Below are 19,105 nucleotides of genomic sequence, written 5' to 3'. Positions count from 1 at the left end.
GGAGATGATGACCATCAACGAGGCCCGCCGGATCATCGCCGCAGGCGAGGCGCGGGCAAGAGAAATCGGCATCGCCGTCAATATTGCAGTCCTCGATGCCGGCGCGCACCTGAAGGCATTCGCGCGCATGGACGGCGCCCTTCTCGGTTCGATCGATATCGCCGTCGGCAAGGCCCGGACGGCCGCGCTGTTTTCCATGCGCACCGAAGCGATCGGCGAATTCTGCAAACCAGGCGGCACCTCATTCGGCCTGGAGCAGACCAATGGCGGCCTCGTCGTCTTCGCCGGCGGCATCCCGCTCACCGATACGAACAAGCTCCTGATCGGCGCCGTCGGCGTATCCGGCGGGGCCGTATCCCAGGACCTTGAAATTGCCCAGGCCGCGGCCGCCGCCATCGCGCGCTGAACGGCCGTTTTCAAACCCAAGCAGATCGAAAGGAAATGAGCATGAGCAAGACGATTCTGATCACCGGCGCAGGCTCCGGATTCGGCAAGGGCGCCGCCCTCGGCATGGCCAGGAACGGCCACAGCATCATCGCAACCACGCAGGCTTCATCGCAGGTCACGCCCCTGCGCGAAGAAGCCGCCGCCCTCGGCCTCAAGAATTTCCGCGTCGAACGTCTCGACCTCACCGACCATTACGATATCCAGCAGGCGCAGGGCTGGGATTTCGATGTGCTCTGGAACAATGCCGGGATGGGCGAAGCCGGCCCGGTCTGGGAAATTCCGATCGAACTCGTCCGCAAGAACTATGAGATCAACGTCTTCCTGCCGTTGGTGCTGACCCAGAGCGTCGTCCAGAAGTGGGTGCGCGAAGGCAGGAAGGGCAAGGTCGTCTTTACGTCCTCGATGGGCGGACTGTTCACCCCCGCCAACTGGGGCACCTATGTCTCCACCAAGCACGCGCTGGAATCGATCGCGGAAGCGCTGCAGCAAGAACTCAGCCGCTACGGCATCAAGATCCAGACGATCAATCCGGGCGCCTATTACACCGGCTATAACGAGACAATGGCCGATAATCCCTTCCGCTGGCTCGATGACAACAGGAATTTCACCAAGCGCGCCGACCTGCGCAAAGGCTTCGACGACTTCTTCGCCACCCCGGAAGGCAAGATGGATCCCAAGGAAATGATCGACCGCATGATCGAGATCGTCCCGGCCGACACCGGCAAGTTCCGCAATGTGGTTCCGAAGGTCATCGAGGACATGCTGAAGGATCACCAGCTCAAGGCCTGGGAAAACGAGATCTGAACAGGCCTCTTGCGGCGAGCGGCGCCCGACCGGCGGTACCGCTCGATAACTCAATCTTCGGAGCAAGCCATGTCTGCCACCTCAAACGCAGCGATCCGCAGTCCCAATTCAACCGGTCGCCGCATCGTCAACGCTGCCTTCGGCATCGCCGCCACCGTTCTGGCCCTGACCGGCCTGGAAGCGCGCGCTGCGTCGCCGACGCTGAGCGAAACCGAACGCCGCAACAAGACGGTCGTCGAGGCCGGCTTTGAGGGATGGGCAGCCGGCACCGGCAGCCCTTACGACCTGCTTGCCGACGACGCCCGCTGGACGATCGAAGGCTACTCGCTGGCATCGAAAACCTATCCGAACCGCGAGGCGTTCCTGCGAGAGGTGATCCGCCCCTTCAACGCGCGCATGCAAGCGCCGCTGAAGCCCGTCATCCGCAACGTCTATGCCGATGGCGACACCGTGATCGTCTTTTTCGACGCCCGCGGCATCGCCCGCGATGGAAAGCCCTACGTCAACACCTATGCCTGGTTCCTCGACATGCGCGACGGACGCATCGTGCGCGCCTCGGCCTTCTTCGATTCAGTGGCATTCAACGAGCTCTGGACGCGTGTGACGCCGTCTGAATAGGCACGTGCCTTTGAGGAAGAGGCGGACATCCCGTATCGAACTACGGTTGGGATGTCCGCTTCGCCACACGGGGAGATCGCAGCGCCAACCTCTTTGATCTCAGAACCTTGCGTGGCCGGCTACCAGTTTGTCACCGAACCGTCGCGACGCTTGAGATGCGGCGCCTCCCAAAATTCAAAGCTTTGCTTCGCGATCAATTCCTCATTGACTTCAATGCCGAGACCGGGCGCGTCGGAGACAGCGTAATGCGCCTTTTCCAGCCGTGGCTGGACAGGGAAAAATTCGGAATTGTCGAAACCGAGGTGGGTCTCGGCCGGGCTCGCCCGGGTTTCCAGCCAGGCAAAATTTGCAACCGCGGCTGCGAAGTGGATGGTCGCAGCCGTACAGACCGGGCCCAATGGATTGTGCGGCATCATGTCGACATAGTGCGTCTCGCTCCAGCCCGCGACCTTCATCGACTCCGTGAGACCCCCGACGTTGCAGACATCGAGACGGTTGAACTGATGAATGTCGCGCTCGATATAGGGCAGGAACTGCCACTTCGAGGAAAACTCCTCGCCGATCGCAAAGGGAATGTCGGTCATGCGCCTCAGCGCCTCATAAGCACCTGGCGTCTCGTCGCGGATCGGCTCTTCGAGGAAGTCGAGCGTGCCCTTCGGCATCTTCTGGCAGAAGCTCGCGGCCTCGGCCACCGTCAGTCGGTGGTGATAATCGATGCCGAGAACAACGTCTTCTCCGAGCGTTTCGCGCGCCTTGACGCACCACTTGGCGGTCGTCGCGATGTGTTCACGCGGCTCATAGGTTTCCTTGTTCTCGTGACCGGCGGGCGACAGACGCATCGCCGTCCATCCATGTTCAACAAGCATCTGCGCCTGTTCGATCATCGCCGGTCCGGGCTCGGCGAAGGTCGTCGCGAAGGTTGGGATTCGGTCGCGCTGCTTTCCGCCGAGCAATTCGTAGACCGGCACGCCGAGCGCCTTGCCCTTGATGTCATGCAGCGCAATGTCGATCGCCGAGATCGCCGCCTGCAGCACGCGGCCGCCTTCGAAATACTGGCTGCGATACATTTCCTGCCAGAGCGCGCCGATTTTGAACGGGTCGCGGCCACGCAGGAATTCCGCATAATGTTCGAGAGCGCCGACCACGGCCTTCTCGCGGCCGGAAAGACCGCTCTCGCCCCAGCCGAAAATGCCCTCGTCCGTCTCGACCTTCACCAGAAGCTGGTTGCGAATGCCGACCTTGACGGCATAGGACTTGATCGCTGTGATCTTCATGTCATCCCCTCTTCTCACCAATGCCACAGGGTGCCGTCTTCCAGACGGTTCACCGGCAGGTAGGCGCGTTGGTATGGATATTTTTCGGCGAGTTTCTCATCGATATCGACGCCATGCCCGATGGCTTCGCCCGGATGCAGATAACCGCCGTGGAGGGTCCAAGTGCCGGGGAAGACTTCCAGAATTTCGGGCAGATAGCCGGAATATTCCTGGATGCCGAAGTTCGGCACCCAGAGATCGAGATGCAGATTTGCGCCAAGGCAGATTGGCGACATGTCCATGGCGCCATGGCAAGCCGTGCGCACATTGTAGACGCCGGCATAATCCATGATGCGACGGAGCGCCGTGATGCCGCCGGCATGCACGGTCGTCGTGCGGATATAGTCGATCAGCTGCTCCTCGATCAGCAGGCGTGCGTCCCAGATCGTGTTGAACACTTCGCCGACGGCCAGCGGCGTCGTCGTGTGTTTGCGGATGAGCCTGAAGCCTTCCTGATGTTCTGCAGCGACCGTATCTTCCAGCCAGAAGAGACGAGCAAATTCGAGATCCTTGCCGAGGCGGGCCGCCTCGATGGGCGTCAGGCGGTGATGCGTATCGTGCAGCAATTCGACATCGGGACCGTAGGCCTCGCGAACGGCTTCGAACAGTTTCGGGATATGGCGCAGATATTTCGAGGTCGACCATACCTCTTCATGCGGAACCGCATCGTCGGCCGCATTGTTGGTGACGGATTTCTTTCCCGTTCCATAGACATCCGGCAGACCGGGAATGCCGACCTGTACACGGATCGCCTTGTAGCCCTGCTCGATCCGGCGACCGACCGCCTCGACGGCTTCCGCAATGTCCGTGCCCTGGGCGTGCGTGTAGCAGAGCACCTTCTCGCGGCTCGCGCCACCGAGCAACTGATAGAGCGGCATGTTGGCGGCCTTGGCCTTGATGTCCCAAAGTGCCGTGTCGATGCCGGCGATAGCAGCCATCGTCACCGGGCCGCGGCGCCAATAGGCACCTTTGTAGAAATACTGCCAGATGTCCTCGATGCGTGAAGGATCGCGGCCGATCAGAAGCGGCGCCAGGTGATCCTGCAGATAGGCCACGACAGCCTTCTCGCGGCCGTTCAGCGTGGCGTCACCGACGCCCGTCAGGCCTTCATCTGTGAAGATCTTGACGGTGACGAAGTTCCGGCCCGGCGAGCAGACGATGATTTTGACGTCGGTAATTTTCATGACTTATCCGTTGGCTGAAACTGTGCGTGTGGGGTCGTAGCGGAACCGGTTGTGAATACGCCGGTTTCGCGGGTCGGGATGGGGAATGGCAGAGAGAAGTGCGCGCGTATAATCATGCGCCGGATTGTTGACGACCTGGTCGGTCTCGCCTGCTTCCATGATTTTGCCGCGATACATGACTGCGACGCGGTCGCACATGTAGCGGATGACCGACATGTCGTGCGAGATGAAGACATAGGAGAGACCGAGCTCGTCCTGCAGCTTCATCATCAGGTCCAGCATCTGCGAGCGCAGCGAGACGTCGAGCGCCGAGGTCGCCTCGTCGGCGATGATCAGGCGCGGCTTGACTGCGATGGCACGGGCGATGCCGATACGCTGGCGCTGGCCGCCGGAGAAGGCATGCGGATAGCGCTCCCGCCAGGAGGGCTCGAGACCGACCTGCTGCATGAGCTCGGATACCCGATCCTCGAGCGGCCTGCCTTTCATACCGGCGAGCTTCAGCGGCTCAGCGATGATCTGGCCGACAGTCTTGCGGGGGCTGAGCGATCCGACAGGGTCCTGGAAGATCATCCGGATATCGCGGCGGACATCCTTGAGCGTTGCCTTGTCGGTGGTGCGCAGCTCCACCGTGCTGCCGTCCTTGCGGCGATAATCCATGGCGCCGGATTGCGGATCGTAGATGCGCAGCAGACAGCGGCCCATCGTCGTTTTGCCGGAGCCGGATTCGCCGACAATGCCGAGCGTTTCGCCAGGCCGGACAATCAGCGACACGTCATCGACGGCGCGCAGGCCGGACGGGAAGGTTAGCGAGAGGTTCTTCACCTCCAATAGCGGCGGCGCCTCGACCGGGATCGGCGGCCGCGACAGACGCACTTCCGCCTTGCGCTCCAGCTTGACGACGGAACCGATCAGCCCGCGGGTATAATCGTCCTGCGGGGTGTGGAAGATCTGCTCGACCGGCCCTTTCTCCATCACCTTGCCGCGATACATGACGAGCACTTCGTCGGCGATCTCGGCAACGACGCCCATGTCATGGGTGATGAAGAGCACGGCCATGCCGTGGCTCTGCTGCAGCTTGCGGATCAGGTCGAGGATTTCGGCCTGCGTCGTCACATCGAGCGCCGTCGTCGGCTCGTCGGCGATGAGAACCGAGGGGTTGCAGGCGAGCGCCATGGCGATCATCACCCGCTGGCGCATGCCGCCGGAGAATTCGAACGTGTAACGGTCGATCGCCGTTTCCGGCCGCGGGATTTCCACTTGCCGCAACAGCTCCAGCACCCGCTCGCGCTGCTGCTCGCCGCGAATGCCGAAATGGATCCTGAGCGCTTCGCCGATCTGCGTGCCGATACGGTGGACCGGCGAGAGCGAACTCATCGGCTCCTGGAAGATCATGGCGATCTCCTTGCCGCGTACGCCGCGGATCTCCTTGCCGCGCGGATCGAGCTTTGCGAGATCGGTCGACGTGCCGTCTGCCCGTGTCAGGACCACCGAGCCGCCTTCGATCCGGCCGGGCCGGTCGACGATCTGCAGGATGGAGCGGGCCGTCACCGACTTGCCGGAACCGGACTCGCCGACGACACAGAGCGTCTTGCCACGTTTCAGCTCGAAAGAGACGCCGTCGACCGCCTTGAATACGCCGGTGCGGGTCGGAAAGTAGGTCTTGAGGTCATCGACCTTGAGGATCGTATCGTTTGTCATGGTCACGAAACCGACTCGTAGGGATCTGCGGCATCGCGAAGACCGTCGCCGAGGAAGTTGAGGGAAAGAACCGAGATGACGATGGCCGCCGCAGGCGTGAACAGAAGCCAGGGGGCCTGCGCCACGGCACGGATATTCTGCGCCTCCTGCAAGAGCACGCCCCAGGAAATGATCGGCGGCTGCAGCCCGATGCCGAGGAAGGAAAGCGCCGTTTCCGCCAGGATCATGGAGGGGATCGCCAGCGTCAGGGTCGCAATGATGTGGCTCATGAAGGACGGAACAAGGTGATTGAAGATGATGCCGACCTCGCTCATGCCGTCGAGACGGGCGGCGATGACGAAATCCTCGTTGCGCAGAGACAGGAACTTGCCGCGGACTTCGCGCGCCAGGCTCGTCCAGCCGATCAGCGAGACGATAAGCGTGATGACGAAATAGGTGCGAAGCGGTGGCCAGCCGACCGGAATGGCAGCGGCAAGGCCCATCCATAGCGGGATCGTGGGGATGGAGCGTAGAAGCTCGATCATGCGCTGAATGCCGAGGTCGATCCAGCCGCCGAAGAAGCCTGAGATACCCCCGATGGTGACGCCCAGCAAAAGGCTCATGAAGACACCGACGAGGCCGATCGACAGCGAGATCTTGGCGCCGTGAACGACACGCGAGAAAATATCGCGGCCGAGGCGGTCAGCGCCGAAGATATACATGCTATCGCCGGGCATCGGACTCTTCAGACCGAATAGCTTGGTCTGCATCGGGATGAAGCCGAGCAGATAGTAGGGCTGCGGCGCCTTGACGAGGAAGCCGACATCGACGGGCTTTGCCGGATCGGGTGCAAATTCGCGCCGCATGGATTCCGTATTCAGCGTCATCTTGAGCTGGCTGACATGCGGGCGGAAGGAGCCATCGACGAGCAGAGACAGGCCTTGCGGCGGCGCATAGGTGAACCGCGCATTGGTGGCGTTCGGATCGAAGGGTGCGATGAAGTCCGCGAAAGCCGCAATGAGATACATGAAGACGATGACGACGAGGCTCGCCAACGCGATCTTGTGTTTCTTGAATTTCAACCAGAACAGACGCCACTGGCCGGCGACGGCCATGTCCCTGCCACCGAGATTGACGGATGGGCCGGCTTCCGGCGGGAGATGGGTGATATCAGTCATTGCAACCGGATCCGCGGGTCAGTGATGGCGAGCAGGATGTCGGAAATCAGCGTGCCGATGATTGTCAGCACCGAAATCAACAGGATGAGGGAGCCGGCGAGATACATGTCCTGAGCAAGCAGGGCACGCAGCAGCAATGGCCCCGTGGTCGGCAGGCTCATGACGACGGAGACGATGATCTCGCCCGAGATGACCGCGGGCAGGATCCAGCCGAGCGTCGAGATCAGCGGGTTCAGAGCGAGACGTACCGGATAACGGATCAGAAGCTCGAATTCGGACATGCCTTTGGCACGCGCCGTCGTCACATAGGGCTTCGACAGCTCGTCGAGGAGATTGGCGCGCATGATGCGGACAAGAGCTGCGAGCGAGCCAAGGCCGATGACGATGACCGGAAGCCAGACATGCTGGGCGAAATCGATGAGCTTGCCGAAGCTCCATGGCGCATCGATGTAAGAAGGCGAGAAAAGACCGCCGACGCTCTGGCCGAAATAGGCCGACATCACATACATGGCCGAAAGCGCCATCAAGAAGTCAGGCACCGCAAGGAAGAAGAAGGCGAGGAAAGTCGCCGAATAATCCGAGATCGAATATTGCCGCACCGCCGATAAGATGCCGATCGGGATCGCAACGGCCCAGACGAAGCAGAGCGTCAGGAACGAAAGCAGCAGCGAGAAACCCAGACGGCCCCAGATGAGTTCCGTCACCGGCTTGCCGAGCTCGAAAGAGATGCCGAAATCGCCATGCAACAGGATGCCGGCAATCCACTTGTAATATTGAAAGTAGATGGACTGATCGAGGCCGTAGCGCTCGCGCATGGCGGCGACGGTCCCCTCTTCCACGGCGCCGCCCTGGCTTGCCCAGTCAGCCATCAGGGTGGTGAGATAGTCTCCCGGCGGCAACTGGATGATGATGAAAGCGATGATGGAGACGGCGAAGAGTGTCGGAATCGCGAACACCAGCCGCCTGGCGATAAAACGGAGCATGATCTCAGACCGTTCGATAGGATCGAAGGGGCGGCCGGCGGAGGCACAATACCTCCACCGGCTCTGGGAGGAGCCTTAATTGGCCTTGTCGAAGTACCACTGGGTCAGCGTCGGAGCCGGATGCCAGAGGTTGCCGGTGATCGGGATACCGTTGACGACATTCTTCAGGTTCTTCGACACCATCATGTATTTCGGCATGGGGCGCGAAATGCCGATGTTGAGGAAGTTGTCGGCCGACAGATTGAGGAATTCCTTCATCTTGTCGCGCCGGTCGTCATCGGTGACGGCGGCATTGACCTTGTCATAGGCCGCCATCAGCGCCTTGATCTGCTCCGGCGGCTCTTCGCCCGTCGCATGATTGGAATACCATTCGCTCCAGCGCATCGCGAAGAAGATGTCAGCCTTCTGGAAAGGCATGTAGCAGCGCGGATCGGTATAGACTTCCGAGAGGCCGCCGACACAGTTCCAGATATAGGCGTCCTGCTCATTGGCTGCCCACATCGTGTTCAGACGGGCGCGATCGGTGGTGCGCAGCTGGATATCGATGCCGACATCCTTGGCATATTTCTGCACCATCTGCATGACATCGGGATAGGACAGACCGAAGACGTCGGCGACCATGAAGTTGATGGTGAAGCGCTTGCCCGTCTCATCGAGGCGGAAGCCTTCGGCATCTTTCTTCGGCATGATCTTGTCGAGCATCTCGTTGGAGAGCTTCGGATCGAACTCCGTGTATTGCGTCGCCTCGCGCTCGTTGAAGAGCTCGTGTTCCGGCTGGGGTGCGACCTGAGCCGGCGCGCCCTGGCCGACATAGACGAGATCGATGATCTCCTGTCGGTTGATGGCGTGGCTGAGCGCGATGCGGAAGTCCTTGTTCTGGAAGAGCTTGCGCTTCACATCATCGGTCGAGTTGAGATTGAGCAGGATGACGGCATCGTTGGCCGGCAGATCCTTGACGTCGACGAAACGGTAATTGCCGGTTTCCTGGCCGTCGAACAGCACCGATTTGAAGGTCGAGTTGTTGATGTGACGGAAGGCGAAATCGAACTCGCCCGAGGTCATCTTCAGCGCCATCAGCTGCGGATCGTCGAGCTTGGCCCAGGTAACACCATCGATATAGGGAAGCTGATTACCGTCAGGATCGACTTTCCAGTAATAGGGATTGCGGGTCGCGACAACGCGCTCGCTGTCGGCATAGGGTACGGTCAGAACCCATGGGTTCATCGTCGGCAGTTCGAGGTTTTGCCAGTAAGGCGGCTGGAAGGTCAGCGACACCTTCGAATTGAAGAGCGCCACCCAGTCGCCTGCTGCCGGATTGGCTTTCAACAGCGCCGGAATGCCATCCTTGTTATACTTCTCGTGGAATTGCTGCAGATAGTGCTTGGGGTAGATGACCGGCAGATGGCCCTGTCCATAGGCGAGCTGCTGCAGGAAGAGGCCGTAGGGTGAATCGAATTTGAATTCGACCGTCAGATCATCGATCTTGCGTACCTTCACCGGTTTTCCGGCGACCGTAAAGGTCGGGTTCTTGGCCGGCGAGAGTGCGTCGTTCATGAATACGTCTTCGTACCAGAACATGATGTCGTCGGCCGTAAAGGGCTGACCGTCGCTCCACTTCAGACCCTTGCGCAGCTTGAAAGTGTAGGTGGTCGCATCTTCAGACGCGGTGAATTCCTCAGCCAGCGAGGGCACGACCTTCTGCCAGGCCGGATCCCAGCGAACCAGCAGCTCGTTGGCGATGGTGCGGGTCAGATTGTACTGATCGCCATTGGCAAGGATCGTAGTGCGCAACGTGCCACCGTACTTGCCGACACCGTCAATCATCGTTTCGACAAAGGGATTGTCTGGAAGGCGATCGGCTACAGCAGGCAGTTTGCCGCTTTTGACCTGCTCATCAAGCATCGGCGCCTGTTTGAAATCGGCCGCCCAGGCCGGGACCATTGGTCCCAAGATGACGGCGCCTAAGAGTCCCGTCGAAAGGACGAGGCCACGCAGCGTTTGCTGGTATCCCATATTTTCTCCTCCTGATGGCCGACCCTCTCCGCCGGCGTCCATCTTCTTCACGACAGCACCCGTGGCTGTGTGGACGAAAACTTTCAGATCGTACATTATTTGTCAACGTCAGTGTATGAAATTGTTCTTTTCCTCTTGGCAACCGGCTGGAAAGTGCATTAAAAGCAAGATCATGAGCACGGTAGCGGACATGAAATCGTCGGTTTACGAGGGTGATGAACTGGCTGAAGATGGAAATGTCTCCGTCTACGAGCGCCTTCGCGACGACATCATTCACGGCCGCTTGAAGGCCAATGAACGCCTGAAGGTTGCCGAGCTGGCGAGCCGCATGGGGACCTCCACCAATCCGGTGCGCGAGGCACTGCAGCAATTGCGCGGCGAAGGCTTCGTCATCATGACGCCGAACCGTGGCGCCCGCGTGCGGCCGATCGACCAGGAATTCGTGCGGGACATCTGGGAGATCGAAGTGCTGATCGAACCTGCGCTCACGCGCTGGTTCGTCGGCATTGCCACAATGGCGGATATCGAAGAACTGGAGCGGATCCAGGCCGAAATAGAGGATCTAAATTTCCTCGACGAGATGAAGCACTCGAATCTCGATCTGCAGTTTCACCGCTTAATGTACGATCGCCACTATAATCGCCATGCCGTCGATCTCTGGGTGCGCCATCGCCAGATCCTCTGGGCGATCAGCCGCGGTTTTCCGACCTCGCTCAGCCGCCAGTCGAGCGTATTGGAGGAACATCGCGAATTGATCGCCTGCATCAGGGCACAGGATGCCGACGGCGCGGCGCGCGCCATCGCCCGGCATGTGGAAGGCTCAGGCCGCCACATCGTCGAGAGAATGCGGCTCGACAGGCGGCGGTCCTAAGTTCGGGGAGCGCCTCAAGGCGTAGCGCCAAAGAAGGCGAGCCGGGTGAGGATAGTGTAATCCGCCTCCGATACCATCAGTGCGACGAAAACCAGCACCAGCAGCGGCGGCAGCAGGATGGCATAAACGAGCGCCAGCCGTTCCCAGGCCATATGCATGAAGACGGCGACGATCAGGCCGGCCTTCAGCATCATGAACACGAGGATCAGCGTCCATCTGATATAACCCTGGATGCCGAGATAATCGACCATATAGGAAAAGGCGCTAAGCACGAAGAGCAGGCCCCAGACGACGAGATAGAGCCGGATCGGGTGCTGCTGCCCGGTGTGTGCCGTTTGGGCTTGCGCATGCGCCGTTGTCTCGCTCATGACGACCTCACCACAGATAAAAAAATGCGAAGATGAAGACCCAAACCAGGTCGACGAAGTGCCAGTAGAGGCCCATGATCTCGACGGCCTCATAGCGGCCTTTCCGGCTGGTGAAGAAACCGCGCCGCTCCTCATCGAAATCGCCCCGCCAGACCTTGCGGGCGACGATCAGGAGGAAGATGACGCCGATCGTGACATGAGTGCCGTGAAAGCCCGTGATCATGAAGAAGGTCGATCCGAATTGCGCCGCCCCCCATGGATTTTCCCAGGGGCGCACGCCTTCGGTGATCAGCTTCGTCCATTCGAAGGCCTGCATGCCGACGAACGTCGCCCCGAGAAGGGCCGTCAGCAGCATCAGCATTGCGGTCTTATGACGGTCGCGGCGATAGCCGAAATTGACCGCCATCGCCATGGTGCCGCTGCTCGAGATCAGGACGAAGGTCATGATCGCGATCAGGATCAGCGGAACGTCCTGGCCGCCGATATGCAGCGCGAAGACCTCGCTCGGATTGGGCCATGGAACAGGCGTCGACATGCGGGCGGTCATGTAGGCGATCAGGAAACAGCCGAAGACGAAGGTGTCGCTCAACAGGAAGATCCACATCATCGCCTTGCCCCAGGAGGCGGTTTTGAAGGCACGCTGATCCGAGCTGAAATCGGCGGCGACACCGCGCAGGCCTGCCGGCCTGAGAGCGGCTTCGCCATGTGTCTCGACAGTCTGTGCCATCAACAAATCTCCTAGTTCAGCAATGTGCGGCAGAGATCGACGAAATCGTTCGCCCATCCGGCAAAGAGCGAAAAGAGCAGCAGCCAGACGGCGAGCATGAAATGCGAATAGATGGCGGAAAGCTCGACGCTGAGGCTGAGCCTGTCCGTCGCGACCTCGCTTGCAAAGGCCTTCACCGTCGTGTGCGCGAGCACGGCGAGCCCACCTAGAATATGCAGGCCGTGCAGGCCAGTCAGCATATAGAAGAAGCTGTTGGCGGGATTGTCGGCCAGCACGTAGCCCGCCGCCGCGAGCTCCCGCCAAGCCTGGATCTGTCCGGCGAGAAAGAAGACGGCAAGAGCAAGGGCAGCGGCAAGTGCGGGCCGCAGGCGCTGCATGTGGCCATGCCCCGCCTCGCTTTTTGCCCATTCCAGCGAAACGCTGCTCAGGGCGAGTGCGGCGGTGTTCACCCAGAGCAGGCGCGGAATCGGCGTCGCCCACCAGTCCGCCGACGCCATACGCATGAAATAGGCGCTGATGCCGAGGCTGAACACGGCGCCGACAACGCCGAGAAACACGAAGAGGCCGATTTTCACGGCCGGCACGGGCGATTGGTCGGCGCTGTCATGGTGCGGCAGTTGCACCGATCCGGTTTCGAGCCAGGGCTTCGAGGTCAGCCGCTGTCCGGCGAGCCACCAGACGATGATGGCGCCGATCGCGGCAAGGAAAATTAGCGTGACGTTCATGCCGGGCTCTCCCGGGTTGCGCTGCCATCTGCCGGCACCGTCTGCGGAATGAAATCCTCCGCCGCGCCAGGCACGCTGTAGTCATAGGCCCAGCGGTAGACGACAGGCAGATCCTTGCCCCAGTTGCCGTGCGCGGGCGGCGTCTGCGGCGTCTGCCATTCGAGCGTCGTCGCCCGCCATGGATTGCCGCCCGCCTGCCGGCCCCGGAAAAGGCTCCAGGCCAGGTTGAACAGGAAGACCATCTGCGCCGCGCCGACCACGAGCGCCATGACGGTGATGAAGACGTTCAGCGTATGGGCGGAAGGCGGAACGAAGGTGATCTCTCCGAGCTCGAAGTAACGGCGCGGCACGCCGAGCAGGCCGAGGTAATGCATCGGAAAGAAGATCGCATAGGTGCCGAGGAAGGTGACCCAGAAATGGATCTGGCCGAGCGCCTCATTCAGCATGCGCCCTGTGACCTTCGGATACCAGTGATAGATCGCCCCGAAGATGACGAGGATCGGTGCTACCCCCATGACCATGTGGAAATGCGCGACGACGAACATCGTATCCGACAGCGGCACGTCGACGACGACATTGCCGAGGAAGAGGCCGGTCAGGCCGCCATTGACGAAGGTAACGATGAAAGCGAGCGCAAAGAGCATCGGCAGCGTCAGATGGATGTCGCCGCGCCAGAGCGTCAGCACCCAGTTGTAGACCTTGATCGCCGTCGGGATGGCGATGATCAGCGTCGTCGTGGCGAAGAAGAAGCCGAAGGCCGGGTTCATGCCGCTGACATACATGTGGTGCGCCCAGACGACGAAGCTCAAGCCCCCGATGATGACGATCGCCCAGACCATCATGCGGTAGCCGAAGATATTCTTGCGCGCATGGGTGCTGATCAGGTCGGAAACGATGCCGAAAGCAGGCAGGGCGACGATATAGACTTCGGGATGCCCGAAGAACCAGAACAGGTGCTGGAAAAGGATCGGGCTGCCGCCGCCATGTTTCAGCTGCTCGCCCATTTCGACGATGGCGGGCATGAAGAAGCTGGTGCCGAGCAGGCGGTCGAACATCATCATGACGCAGGCGACGAAGAGTGCGGGAAAGGCAAGCAGCGCCATCACGGTGGCGGTGAAGATGCCCCAGACGGTGAGCGGCATCCGCATCAGCGTCATGCCCCGCGCCCGCCCCTGCAGCACGGTCACCACGTAATTCAGCCCGCCCATGGTGAAGCCGATGATGAAGACGATCAGCGAGGAGAGCATGAGCAGGATGCCCCAATCCTTGCCGCCGGGCGTGCCGGACAGAACAGCCTGCGGCGGATAAAGCGTCCAGCCTGCCCCCGTCGGGCCGCCGGGCGCGAAGAAGCCGGCGGCGAGGATCAGAACAGCGAGCAGATAGATCCAGTAGCTCAGCATGTTCGCATAGGGGAATACCATGTCGCGGGCGCCGACCATCAGCGGAATGAGGTAGTTGCCGAAGCCGCCGAGAAACAGCGCGGTCAGGAGATAGATCACCATGATCATGCCGTGCATGGTGATGAACTGATAATAGTGATCGGCATCGATGAAGGTGAAATAGCCGGGAAAGGCGAGTTGAATCCGCATCAGCCAGGAGAGCACCAGCGCCACCAGCCCGATCGCGATGGCGGTGAGCGAATATTGAACGGCAATGATCTTGGCATCCTGGCTGAACACATATTTCGTCCACCAGCTGTGGGGATGATAGAGCTCGACATCCTCGACTTCGGCGGCTGGGATGGCGCCTGCGCCGCTGGACGGAATCTCGACCATGATATCTCCTCCGTTTCCTTCCCGCCGGTTGGTTTCAACCGGCACGCGGCCTTCCCTCTTCCCGACGGTTCAGTTCGCCGGCGGCGCGTCTCCCGAGGACGCCGTCAGCTGGGTGAATGTCTGCTGCTGCCCGAGCCAGGCCTGGTAGTCAGCGTCATTGTCGACGATGACGGTGCCGCGCATCTGCGGATGGCCGACGCCGCAGAGTTCGGCGCAAAGAACCTCGAACGTTCCCGTACGCGTCGGCGTGAACCAGAAATAGGTGACCATGCCGGGGATCATGTCCATCTTGGCACGGAATTCCGGCACATAGAAATCATGCAGGACATCGACCGATCGCAGCAATATGCGCACCGGCTTGCCGACCGGCAGATGCAATTCGCCGCCCTCGACGATCACGTCGTCGAGCCCGCTTGCATCGTTCTTGTCCAGCCCGAGCGGATTTTCGGCAGTGATGTCGCGCGTCTCCGCGCGGCCGAGCTTGCCGTCTGCGCCCGGCAGGCGGAAGCTCCACAGCCATTGCTGGCTGACGACCTCGACCGGCACGGCATCGTCGGGCACCGTGATGAACTGGTTCCAGACGATGAGACCCGGCGCGAGCATGGCTGCGACGCCGACCGCAGTTCCCCCCGCCAGCAGCCACTCCAGCCTGCGGTTCTCGGGCTCATAATGCGCCCGGTTGCCCGGTCGGTGGCGGAAGCGGTAGACGCAATAGGCCATGAAGGAAATCACCGCCACGAAGACGATGCCGGTGATCCAGAAGGTGATGACAAGGGTGCTGTCGATATAGGTCCAGTTGGACGCGATCGGCGTCCACCACCAAGGGCTCAGCACATGGAAGAGCACGGAGCCGACGACAAGCAGGACGAGAATCAGCACAACAGCCATTTCCGCCCCTCCTGGGCTGAGCGACCGCGAAACCTCATTCCACAAAAATGTCGAGTTTATTATCGCACAGATAGAAAATCTCGGCAATTACGGCGATTTAAGCAGGCGCCGTTAGCCGGAACTGATCATTTGGGGTATTGCCCTTCATTTGGAATATTGCTTGAGATAGGCGACGAGATTGGTGATCTCCTGATCATCCTTGACCCCTGCGAAGGCCATCTTCGTGCCCTTCACCTTCGCTTTCGGATTGTGCAGATAGTCGCGCAGCGTCGCCTCGTCCCAGACGAGGCCGCCCTCACCGGCAGCCTTCATCCCGCTCGAATAGGCAAAGCCCGGATGCGTCCCGGCCGTGCGGCCGAAAAGCTTGTTCAGGGACGGACCGACCTTGTTCGTATCGGAATCGGCGACATGACAGGTCGCGCATTTCTTGAAAACGGTGGCACCTGCCGTCGCATCACCCTCCTGCGCCCCCGCGACTGCAGGGGAAAGGGCAATGGCGGGTACGGCAATCAGCAGAACAACACGGTAATCCACGGCAAACCTCATCCTCCTCAAGGTTGCCCAGCCACTCGCATCTCCGCTGCCTTGGCGTGCGGAGTATGTTAGCGATGCTTAAAGTTTAGCCTTTCGCGTGTGCAAGTCAAGGCTTCACAATTCTGGCATGGATTCCGGGATGGCTTCGCGCCACCGGCTCTGATGAGGCGACGCAAGCCGGCGCATATCCTTGCGCCGGCCGGCATGAGTGCCTTGCGTCCGTTTGCCCGTTATTTGGTCGCTGCGTTGAGCACGCTTTGCTGCAAATCCGCCTCGTCGCCAACGATGGCGGCGGCTTCGTCCAGCAGGACGTCTTTTGCGTTCTTGCGGGCATTTTCGATGGCGATATCGGCGCTCAGGCTGCGCTCGCCCGACTCCAGGCCATCATCTTCGCCGGGATCTTCGCCGCTTGCCTGCGCCCGGGACTTGAACCGGGCCTCACGAGCGGCCGCTTCCTTGCGGCGTTCCGCCTCGTTCAAGGAGATGACGCCCTTCTCGCGCTGCGCCTTCAGGTCGGCGATGTCTTGTACCAGGCGTTGAAAATCCGGATCGCCCTTGACCCGCGCCTCATGGCGGCTTTGCAATGTCGGCAGCAGCTTCGCGACGGTGTCGGCCGGGGCGTATTTCGCGGGCTTGATCTCCGCCCACGGCAGGGCATTGTCGTAACTGGTCTCACCGAAGAGGGTCGGATCGGAAAGTCCCGGCAAGCTGATGTCCGGCGTCACGCCGTGCAGCTGCGTCGTGCCGCCGTTGACCCGGAAAAACTGGGCGATCGTCACCTTCAGCTCACCATATTCGGCTTTGCTGTTGCGAACGATCTGGTCGAGATCGACGACCGTCTGGACAGTCCCTTTGCCGAAACTGGGTTCGCCGATGACCACGCCGCGGCCGTAATCCTGGATTGCCGCGGCGAAAATCTCCGAAGCCGAGGCCGAGCCGCGATTAATCAGGACACCCATGGGGCCGTCCCAGGCAGGCGCCGCAAACTCGGCGCTTTTGACCTCGACCTTGCCGTCGCTGCTGCGCTGCTGAACCACCGGCCCCTTACCGATGAACAGGCCCGTCAAATCGATCGCCTCGTCCAGCGAACCGCCGCCATTGTTGCGCAGGTCGATGAGAACGCTGTCGACCTTTTCCTGCTTCAGTTCGCCGAGAAGCTTGGCAACGTCACGGCTTGCACTCTTATAGTCCTTGTCGCCTTTGTGCCTGGCTTCAAAATCCTCATAGAATACCGGCAGAGTGATCACGCCGATCTTGCGGGTGGCTTCGCCCGCTTTCACGGACAGCACGGACTTCTTGGCAGCCTGCTTTTCGAGATTGATCTTATCGCGCACCAGGTTGACGACGCGGTGCGTGCCATCGGCTCCGGCATCCGCCGGCAGGATATCCAGGCGCACCACGGAGCCTTTTTTCCCACGGATCATCTGCACGACTTCATCGAGGCGCGTGCCGACCACTTCCTTGATCGGACCGTCCTTGCCCTGGCCGACGCCGGTGATGCGGTCTCCGACGGCGAGCTTGCCGGACAACTGCGCCGGCCCGCCGGGCACGAGTTCACGGATCGTCGTGTAGTCGTCGCGTTCCTGCAGGACCGCGCCGATCCCGAACAGCGAAAGCTTCATCGAAACATTGAAGTCGGCTGACGCGGCCGCGCCGAAATAATCCGTGTGCGGATCGATCGACGTGGCATAGGCATCCATGAAAGATTGGAAAACGTCGTCGCTCTTAAACTTGTAGGCGCGCTCGAGCGTGTTTTCATAACGCTTGTCGAGCGTTTCGCGAATGGCCGCATCGGCCTTGCCGCCGAGCTTCAGCCGCAGCCAGTCGCTCTTGACGCGCTTGCGCCACAGCTCGTCGCTCTCTGCCTCCGACTGCGGCCAGGGTGCCTTGTCGCGCAGTACCGAATAATTCTCCTGCGCACCGAAATCGAAGCCCTGCTTCAGCAGGCCGCGCGCGTAGGTCATGCGGTCGACGACACGCTGTTCGTAAGCGTTGAAGATCGCAAACGGTATCTTCAAGTCCTGCCGTTCGATGGCATCGTCGATCTTGTTGCGGTCAGCCATGAACTTGTCGACGTCGGCCTGGAGGAAGAGCATGCGGTCCGGATCAAGCGACTTGATGAACTGATCCATGACCCGCGCCGACAAGGCATCGTCGAGCGGAACAGGCTTATAGCTATACCGCGAAAGAAATTCCGCGCTCAGTTCAGCGGCTTGCGCCTGCCGCTTCAGCGGCGCCAGATCGGGCGGCGATGCGACCTCTGCATATGCGGACTGTGCGAGTGCAAGAAATGCACCGAGAAAAACATAGGCTATGCGCATTTAGTCTTGATCCGATTCATAGTGCCGGGGGTCGAAATAATATCTAGGTGAGACAATTATGGTTTTTTGGCAAGCGGAAGCGTCTTTTGTGCCAAATCTTCCCGAGCATCGGCAGCGACGCTGAAAACCGGGCAGTCGCCAGCCTCGACGAGAGCCTGTTCGTTCTGGGCAGTAGCCGAGACTGATTTGGAAAAGTGATGTGGTGCCCAGGACCGGAATCGAACCAGTGACACGCGGATTTTCAATCCGCTGCTCTACCAACTGAGCTACCTGGGCTAACCTGCTTCCGATGGTATCTCTACCGCGGGGCCTTGGTTCGCCCCGGAAGCGAGCGGGGTTATAGCATCTTGTTCGGCCATGGCAAGCGTCAAATGACTCTTTTTTGACGGTCGTGCCGGTTTTGCGGATTCATGAGGAAAAATAAGAGCTTCGCGGGCGGAATTCTTTAGTTTTCCTCGTCCGGATAATCGGCCTTGGTCTCATCGTCGGCCACCGGAATGGCGTAGGAACCGGTCAGCCAACGGGAGAGATCGACCTCGCGGCAGCGGTTGGAGCAGAAGGGATAGTGTTCGCGGCTGGAGGGTTTGCCGCATTCGGGGCATGGGCGCGTCTTGCGCAGCGGCTCGACCTTGGCGGCTGCTTTCTTTTCTTCAGGCATATCTCGTCCGTCCTATGGATC

Annotated in this window: 18 protein-coding genes and 1 tRNA gene; 4 read left to right on the top strand and 15 right to left on the bottom strand. The window is 60.5% G+C overall.

What is annotated here, in order from left to right; genetic code table 11:
• The first annotated feature begins 4 nt into the window (after positions 1 to 4).
• The 3 genes from ATY76_RS21975 to ATY76_RS21965 all read left to right on the top strand — a co-directional run bounded on the left by ATY76_RS21975 (position 5) and on the right by ATY76_RS21965 (position 1,869).
• Positions 5 to 406: a heme-binding protein gene (locus ATY76_RS21975; protein ID WP_088676799.1), complete on the top strand. Its 402-nt coding sequence runs from the start codon at positions 5 to 7 to the stop codon at positions 404 to 406.
• Between the two features lie 41 nt (positions 407 to 447).
• On the top strand, positions 448 to 1,251 hold the full coding sequence (locus ATY76_RS21970) for an SDR family oxidoreductase (protein ID WP_088676798.1): 804 nt from the start codon (positions 448 to 450) through the stop codon (positions 1,249 to 1,251).
• Positions 1,252 to 1,320: 69 nt separating this feature from the next.
• Positions 1,321 to 1,869 carry a nuclear transport factor 2 family protein gene (locus ATY76_RS21965; protein WP_088676797.1) on the top strand — a complete coding sequence of 183 codons (549 nt, stop codon included), beginning with the start codon at positions 1,321 to 1,323 and terminating at the stop codon, positions 1,867 to 1,869.
• Between the two features lie 119 nt (positions 1,870 to 1,988).
• Here ATY76_RS21965 and ATY76_RS21960 read toward each other — a convergent pair whose 3' ends face one another.
• The 6 genes from ATY76_RS21960 to ATY76_RS21935 form a co-directional block, all read right to left on the bottom strand.
• Positions 1,989 to 3,143 (bottom strand): mandelate racemase/muconate lactonizing enzyme family protein, encoded by a 1,155-nt coding sequence (locus ATY76_RS21960; protein ID WP_088676796.1) that lies wholly within the window; start codon positions 3,141 to 3,143, stop codon positions 1,989 to 1,991.
• A 14-nt stretch (positions 3,144 to 3,157) separates the two neighbouring features.
• On the bottom strand, positions 3,158 to 4,366 hold the full coding sequence (gene manD, locus ATY76_RS21955; protein ID WP_088676795.1) for a D-mannonate dehydratase ManD: 1,209 nt from the start codon (positions 4,364 to 4,366) through the stop codon (positions 3,158 to 3,160).
• Positions 4,367 to 4,369: 3 nt separating this feature from the next.
• Positions 4,370 to 6,064: an ABC transporter ATP-binding protein gene (locus ATY76_RS21950; protein ID WP_190233712.1), complete on the bottom strand. Its 1,695-nt coding sequence runs from the start codon at positions 6,062 to 6,064 to the stop codon at positions 4,370 to 4,372.
• A gap of 2 nt (positions 6,065 to 6,066) precedes the next feature.
• The gene (locus tag ATY76_RS21945; RefSeq protein ID WP_245310028.1) at positions 6,067 to 7,158 is read right to left on the bottom strand and encodes an ABC transporter permease; all 1,092 of its coding nucleotides are present in this window, start codon (positions 7,156 to 7,158) and stop codon (positions 6,067 to 6,069) included.
• A gap of 59 nt (positions 7,159 to 7,217) precedes the next feature.
• The gene (locus tag ATY76_RS21940; RefSeq protein ID WP_088676792.1) at positions 7,218 to 8,204 is read right to left on the bottom strand and encodes an ABC transporter permease; all 987 of its coding nucleotides are present in this window, start codon (positions 8,202 to 8,204) and stop codon (positions 7,218 to 7,220) included.
• Positions 8,205 to 8,279: 75 nt separating this feature from the next.
• Positions 8,280 to 10,217, bottom strand: a complete 1,938-nt coding sequence (locus tag ATY76_RS21935; RefSeq protein ID WP_088676791.1) for an ABC transporter substrate-binding protein — start codon at positions 10,215 to 10,217, stop codon at positions 8,280 to 8,282.
• Positions 10,218 to 10,389: 172 nt separating this feature from the next.
• Here ATY76_RS21935 and ATY76_RS21930 point away from each other — a divergent pair, with 172 nt between their 5' ends.
• Positions 10,390 to 11,088, top strand: a complete 699-nt coding sequence (locus tag ATY76_RS21930; RefSeq protein WP_088676790.1) for a GntR family transcriptional regulator — start codon at positions 10,390 to 10,392, stop codon at positions 11,086 to 11,088.
• A 14-nt stretch (positions 11,089 to 11,102) separates the two neighbouring features.
• Here the strand turns inward: ATY76_RS21930 and ATY76_RS21925 are convergent, their stop codons facing one another.
• The 9 genes from ATY76_RS21925 to yacG all read right to left on the bottom strand — a co-directional run bounded on the left by ATY76_RS21925 (position 11,103) and on the right by yacG (position 19,084).
• Positions 11,103 to 11,456 (bottom strand): cytochrome C oxidase subunit IV family protein, encoded by a 354-nt coding sequence (locus ATY76_RS21925; RefSeq protein ID WP_088676789.1) that lies wholly within the window; start codon positions 11,454 to 11,456, stop codon positions 11,103 to 11,105.
• Positions 11,457 to 11,463: 7 nt separating this feature from the next.
• The gene (locus tag ATY76_RS21920; RefSeq protein WP_088676788.1) at positions 11,464 to 12,183 is read right to left on the bottom strand and encodes a heme-copper oxidase subunit III family protein; all 720 of its coding nucleotides are present in this window, start codon (positions 12,181 to 12,183) and stop codon (positions 11,464 to 11,466) included.
• 11 nt (positions 12,184 to 12,194) lie between these two features.
• The gene (locus tag ATY76_RS21915; protein ID WP_088676787.1) at positions 12,195 to 12,908 is read right to left on the bottom strand and encodes a cytochrome c oxidase subunit 3; all 714 of its coding nucleotides are present in this window, start codon (positions 12,906 to 12,908) and stop codon (positions 12,195 to 12,197) included.
• Positions 12,905 to 14,683 carry a cytochrome c oxidase subunit I gene (ctaD, locus tag ATY76_RS21910; protein WP_088676786.1) on the bottom strand — a complete coding sequence of 593 codons (1,779 nt, stop codon included), beginning with the start codon at positions 14,681 to 14,683 and terminating at the stop codon, positions 12,905 to 12,907. Before ctaD ends, ATY76_RS21915 begins: the two co-directional genes overlap by 4 nt.
• A 69-nt stretch (positions 14,684 to 14,752) precedes the next feature.
• A complete protein-coding gene (locus ATY76_RS21905; protein ID WP_088676785.1) occupies positions 14,753 to 15,571 on the bottom strand; it encodes a cytochrome c oxidase subunit II in 819 nt (272 codons plus the stop codon).
• A 144-nt stretch (positions 15,572 to 15,715) separates the two neighbouring features.
• The gene (locus ATY76_RS21900) at positions 15,716 to 16,105 is read right to left on the bottom strand and encodes a cytochrome c family protein (protein ID WP_088676982.1); all 390 of its coding nucleotides are present in this window, start codon (positions 16,103 to 16,105) and stop codon (positions 15,716 to 15,718) included.
• A 230-nt stretch (positions 16,106 to 16,335) separates the two neighbouring features.
• Positions 16,336 to 18,426, bottom strand: coding sequence for a carboxy terminal-processing peptidase (locus tag ATY76_RS21895; RefSeq protein WP_088676784.1), 2,091 nt, complete (start codon positions 18,424 to 18,426; stop codon positions 16,336 to 16,338).
• A gap of 200 nt (positions 18,427 to 18,626) precedes the next feature.
• A tRNA-Phe gene (locus tag ATY76_RS21890) sits at positions 18,627 to 18,702 on the bottom strand.
• Between the two features lie 169 nt (positions 18,703 to 18,871).
• Entirely contained in the window at positions 18,872 to 19,084 is a 213-nt protein-coding gene (gene yacG / locus ATY76_RS21885) for a DNA gyrase inhibitor YacG (protein ID WP_088676783.1), read from the bottom strand.
• Between the last annotated feature and the right edge of the window lie 21 nt (positions 19,085 to 19,105).

Source organism: Rhizobium sp. R339 (assembly GCF_002211395.1).
Classification (GTDB): domain Bacteria; phylum Pseudomonadota; class Alphaproteobacteria; order Rhizobiales; family Rhizobiaceae; genus Rhizobium.
Note: the sequence above shows the minus strand (reverse complement) of the source record. Positions and strands in the feature narration are given on the sequence as shown.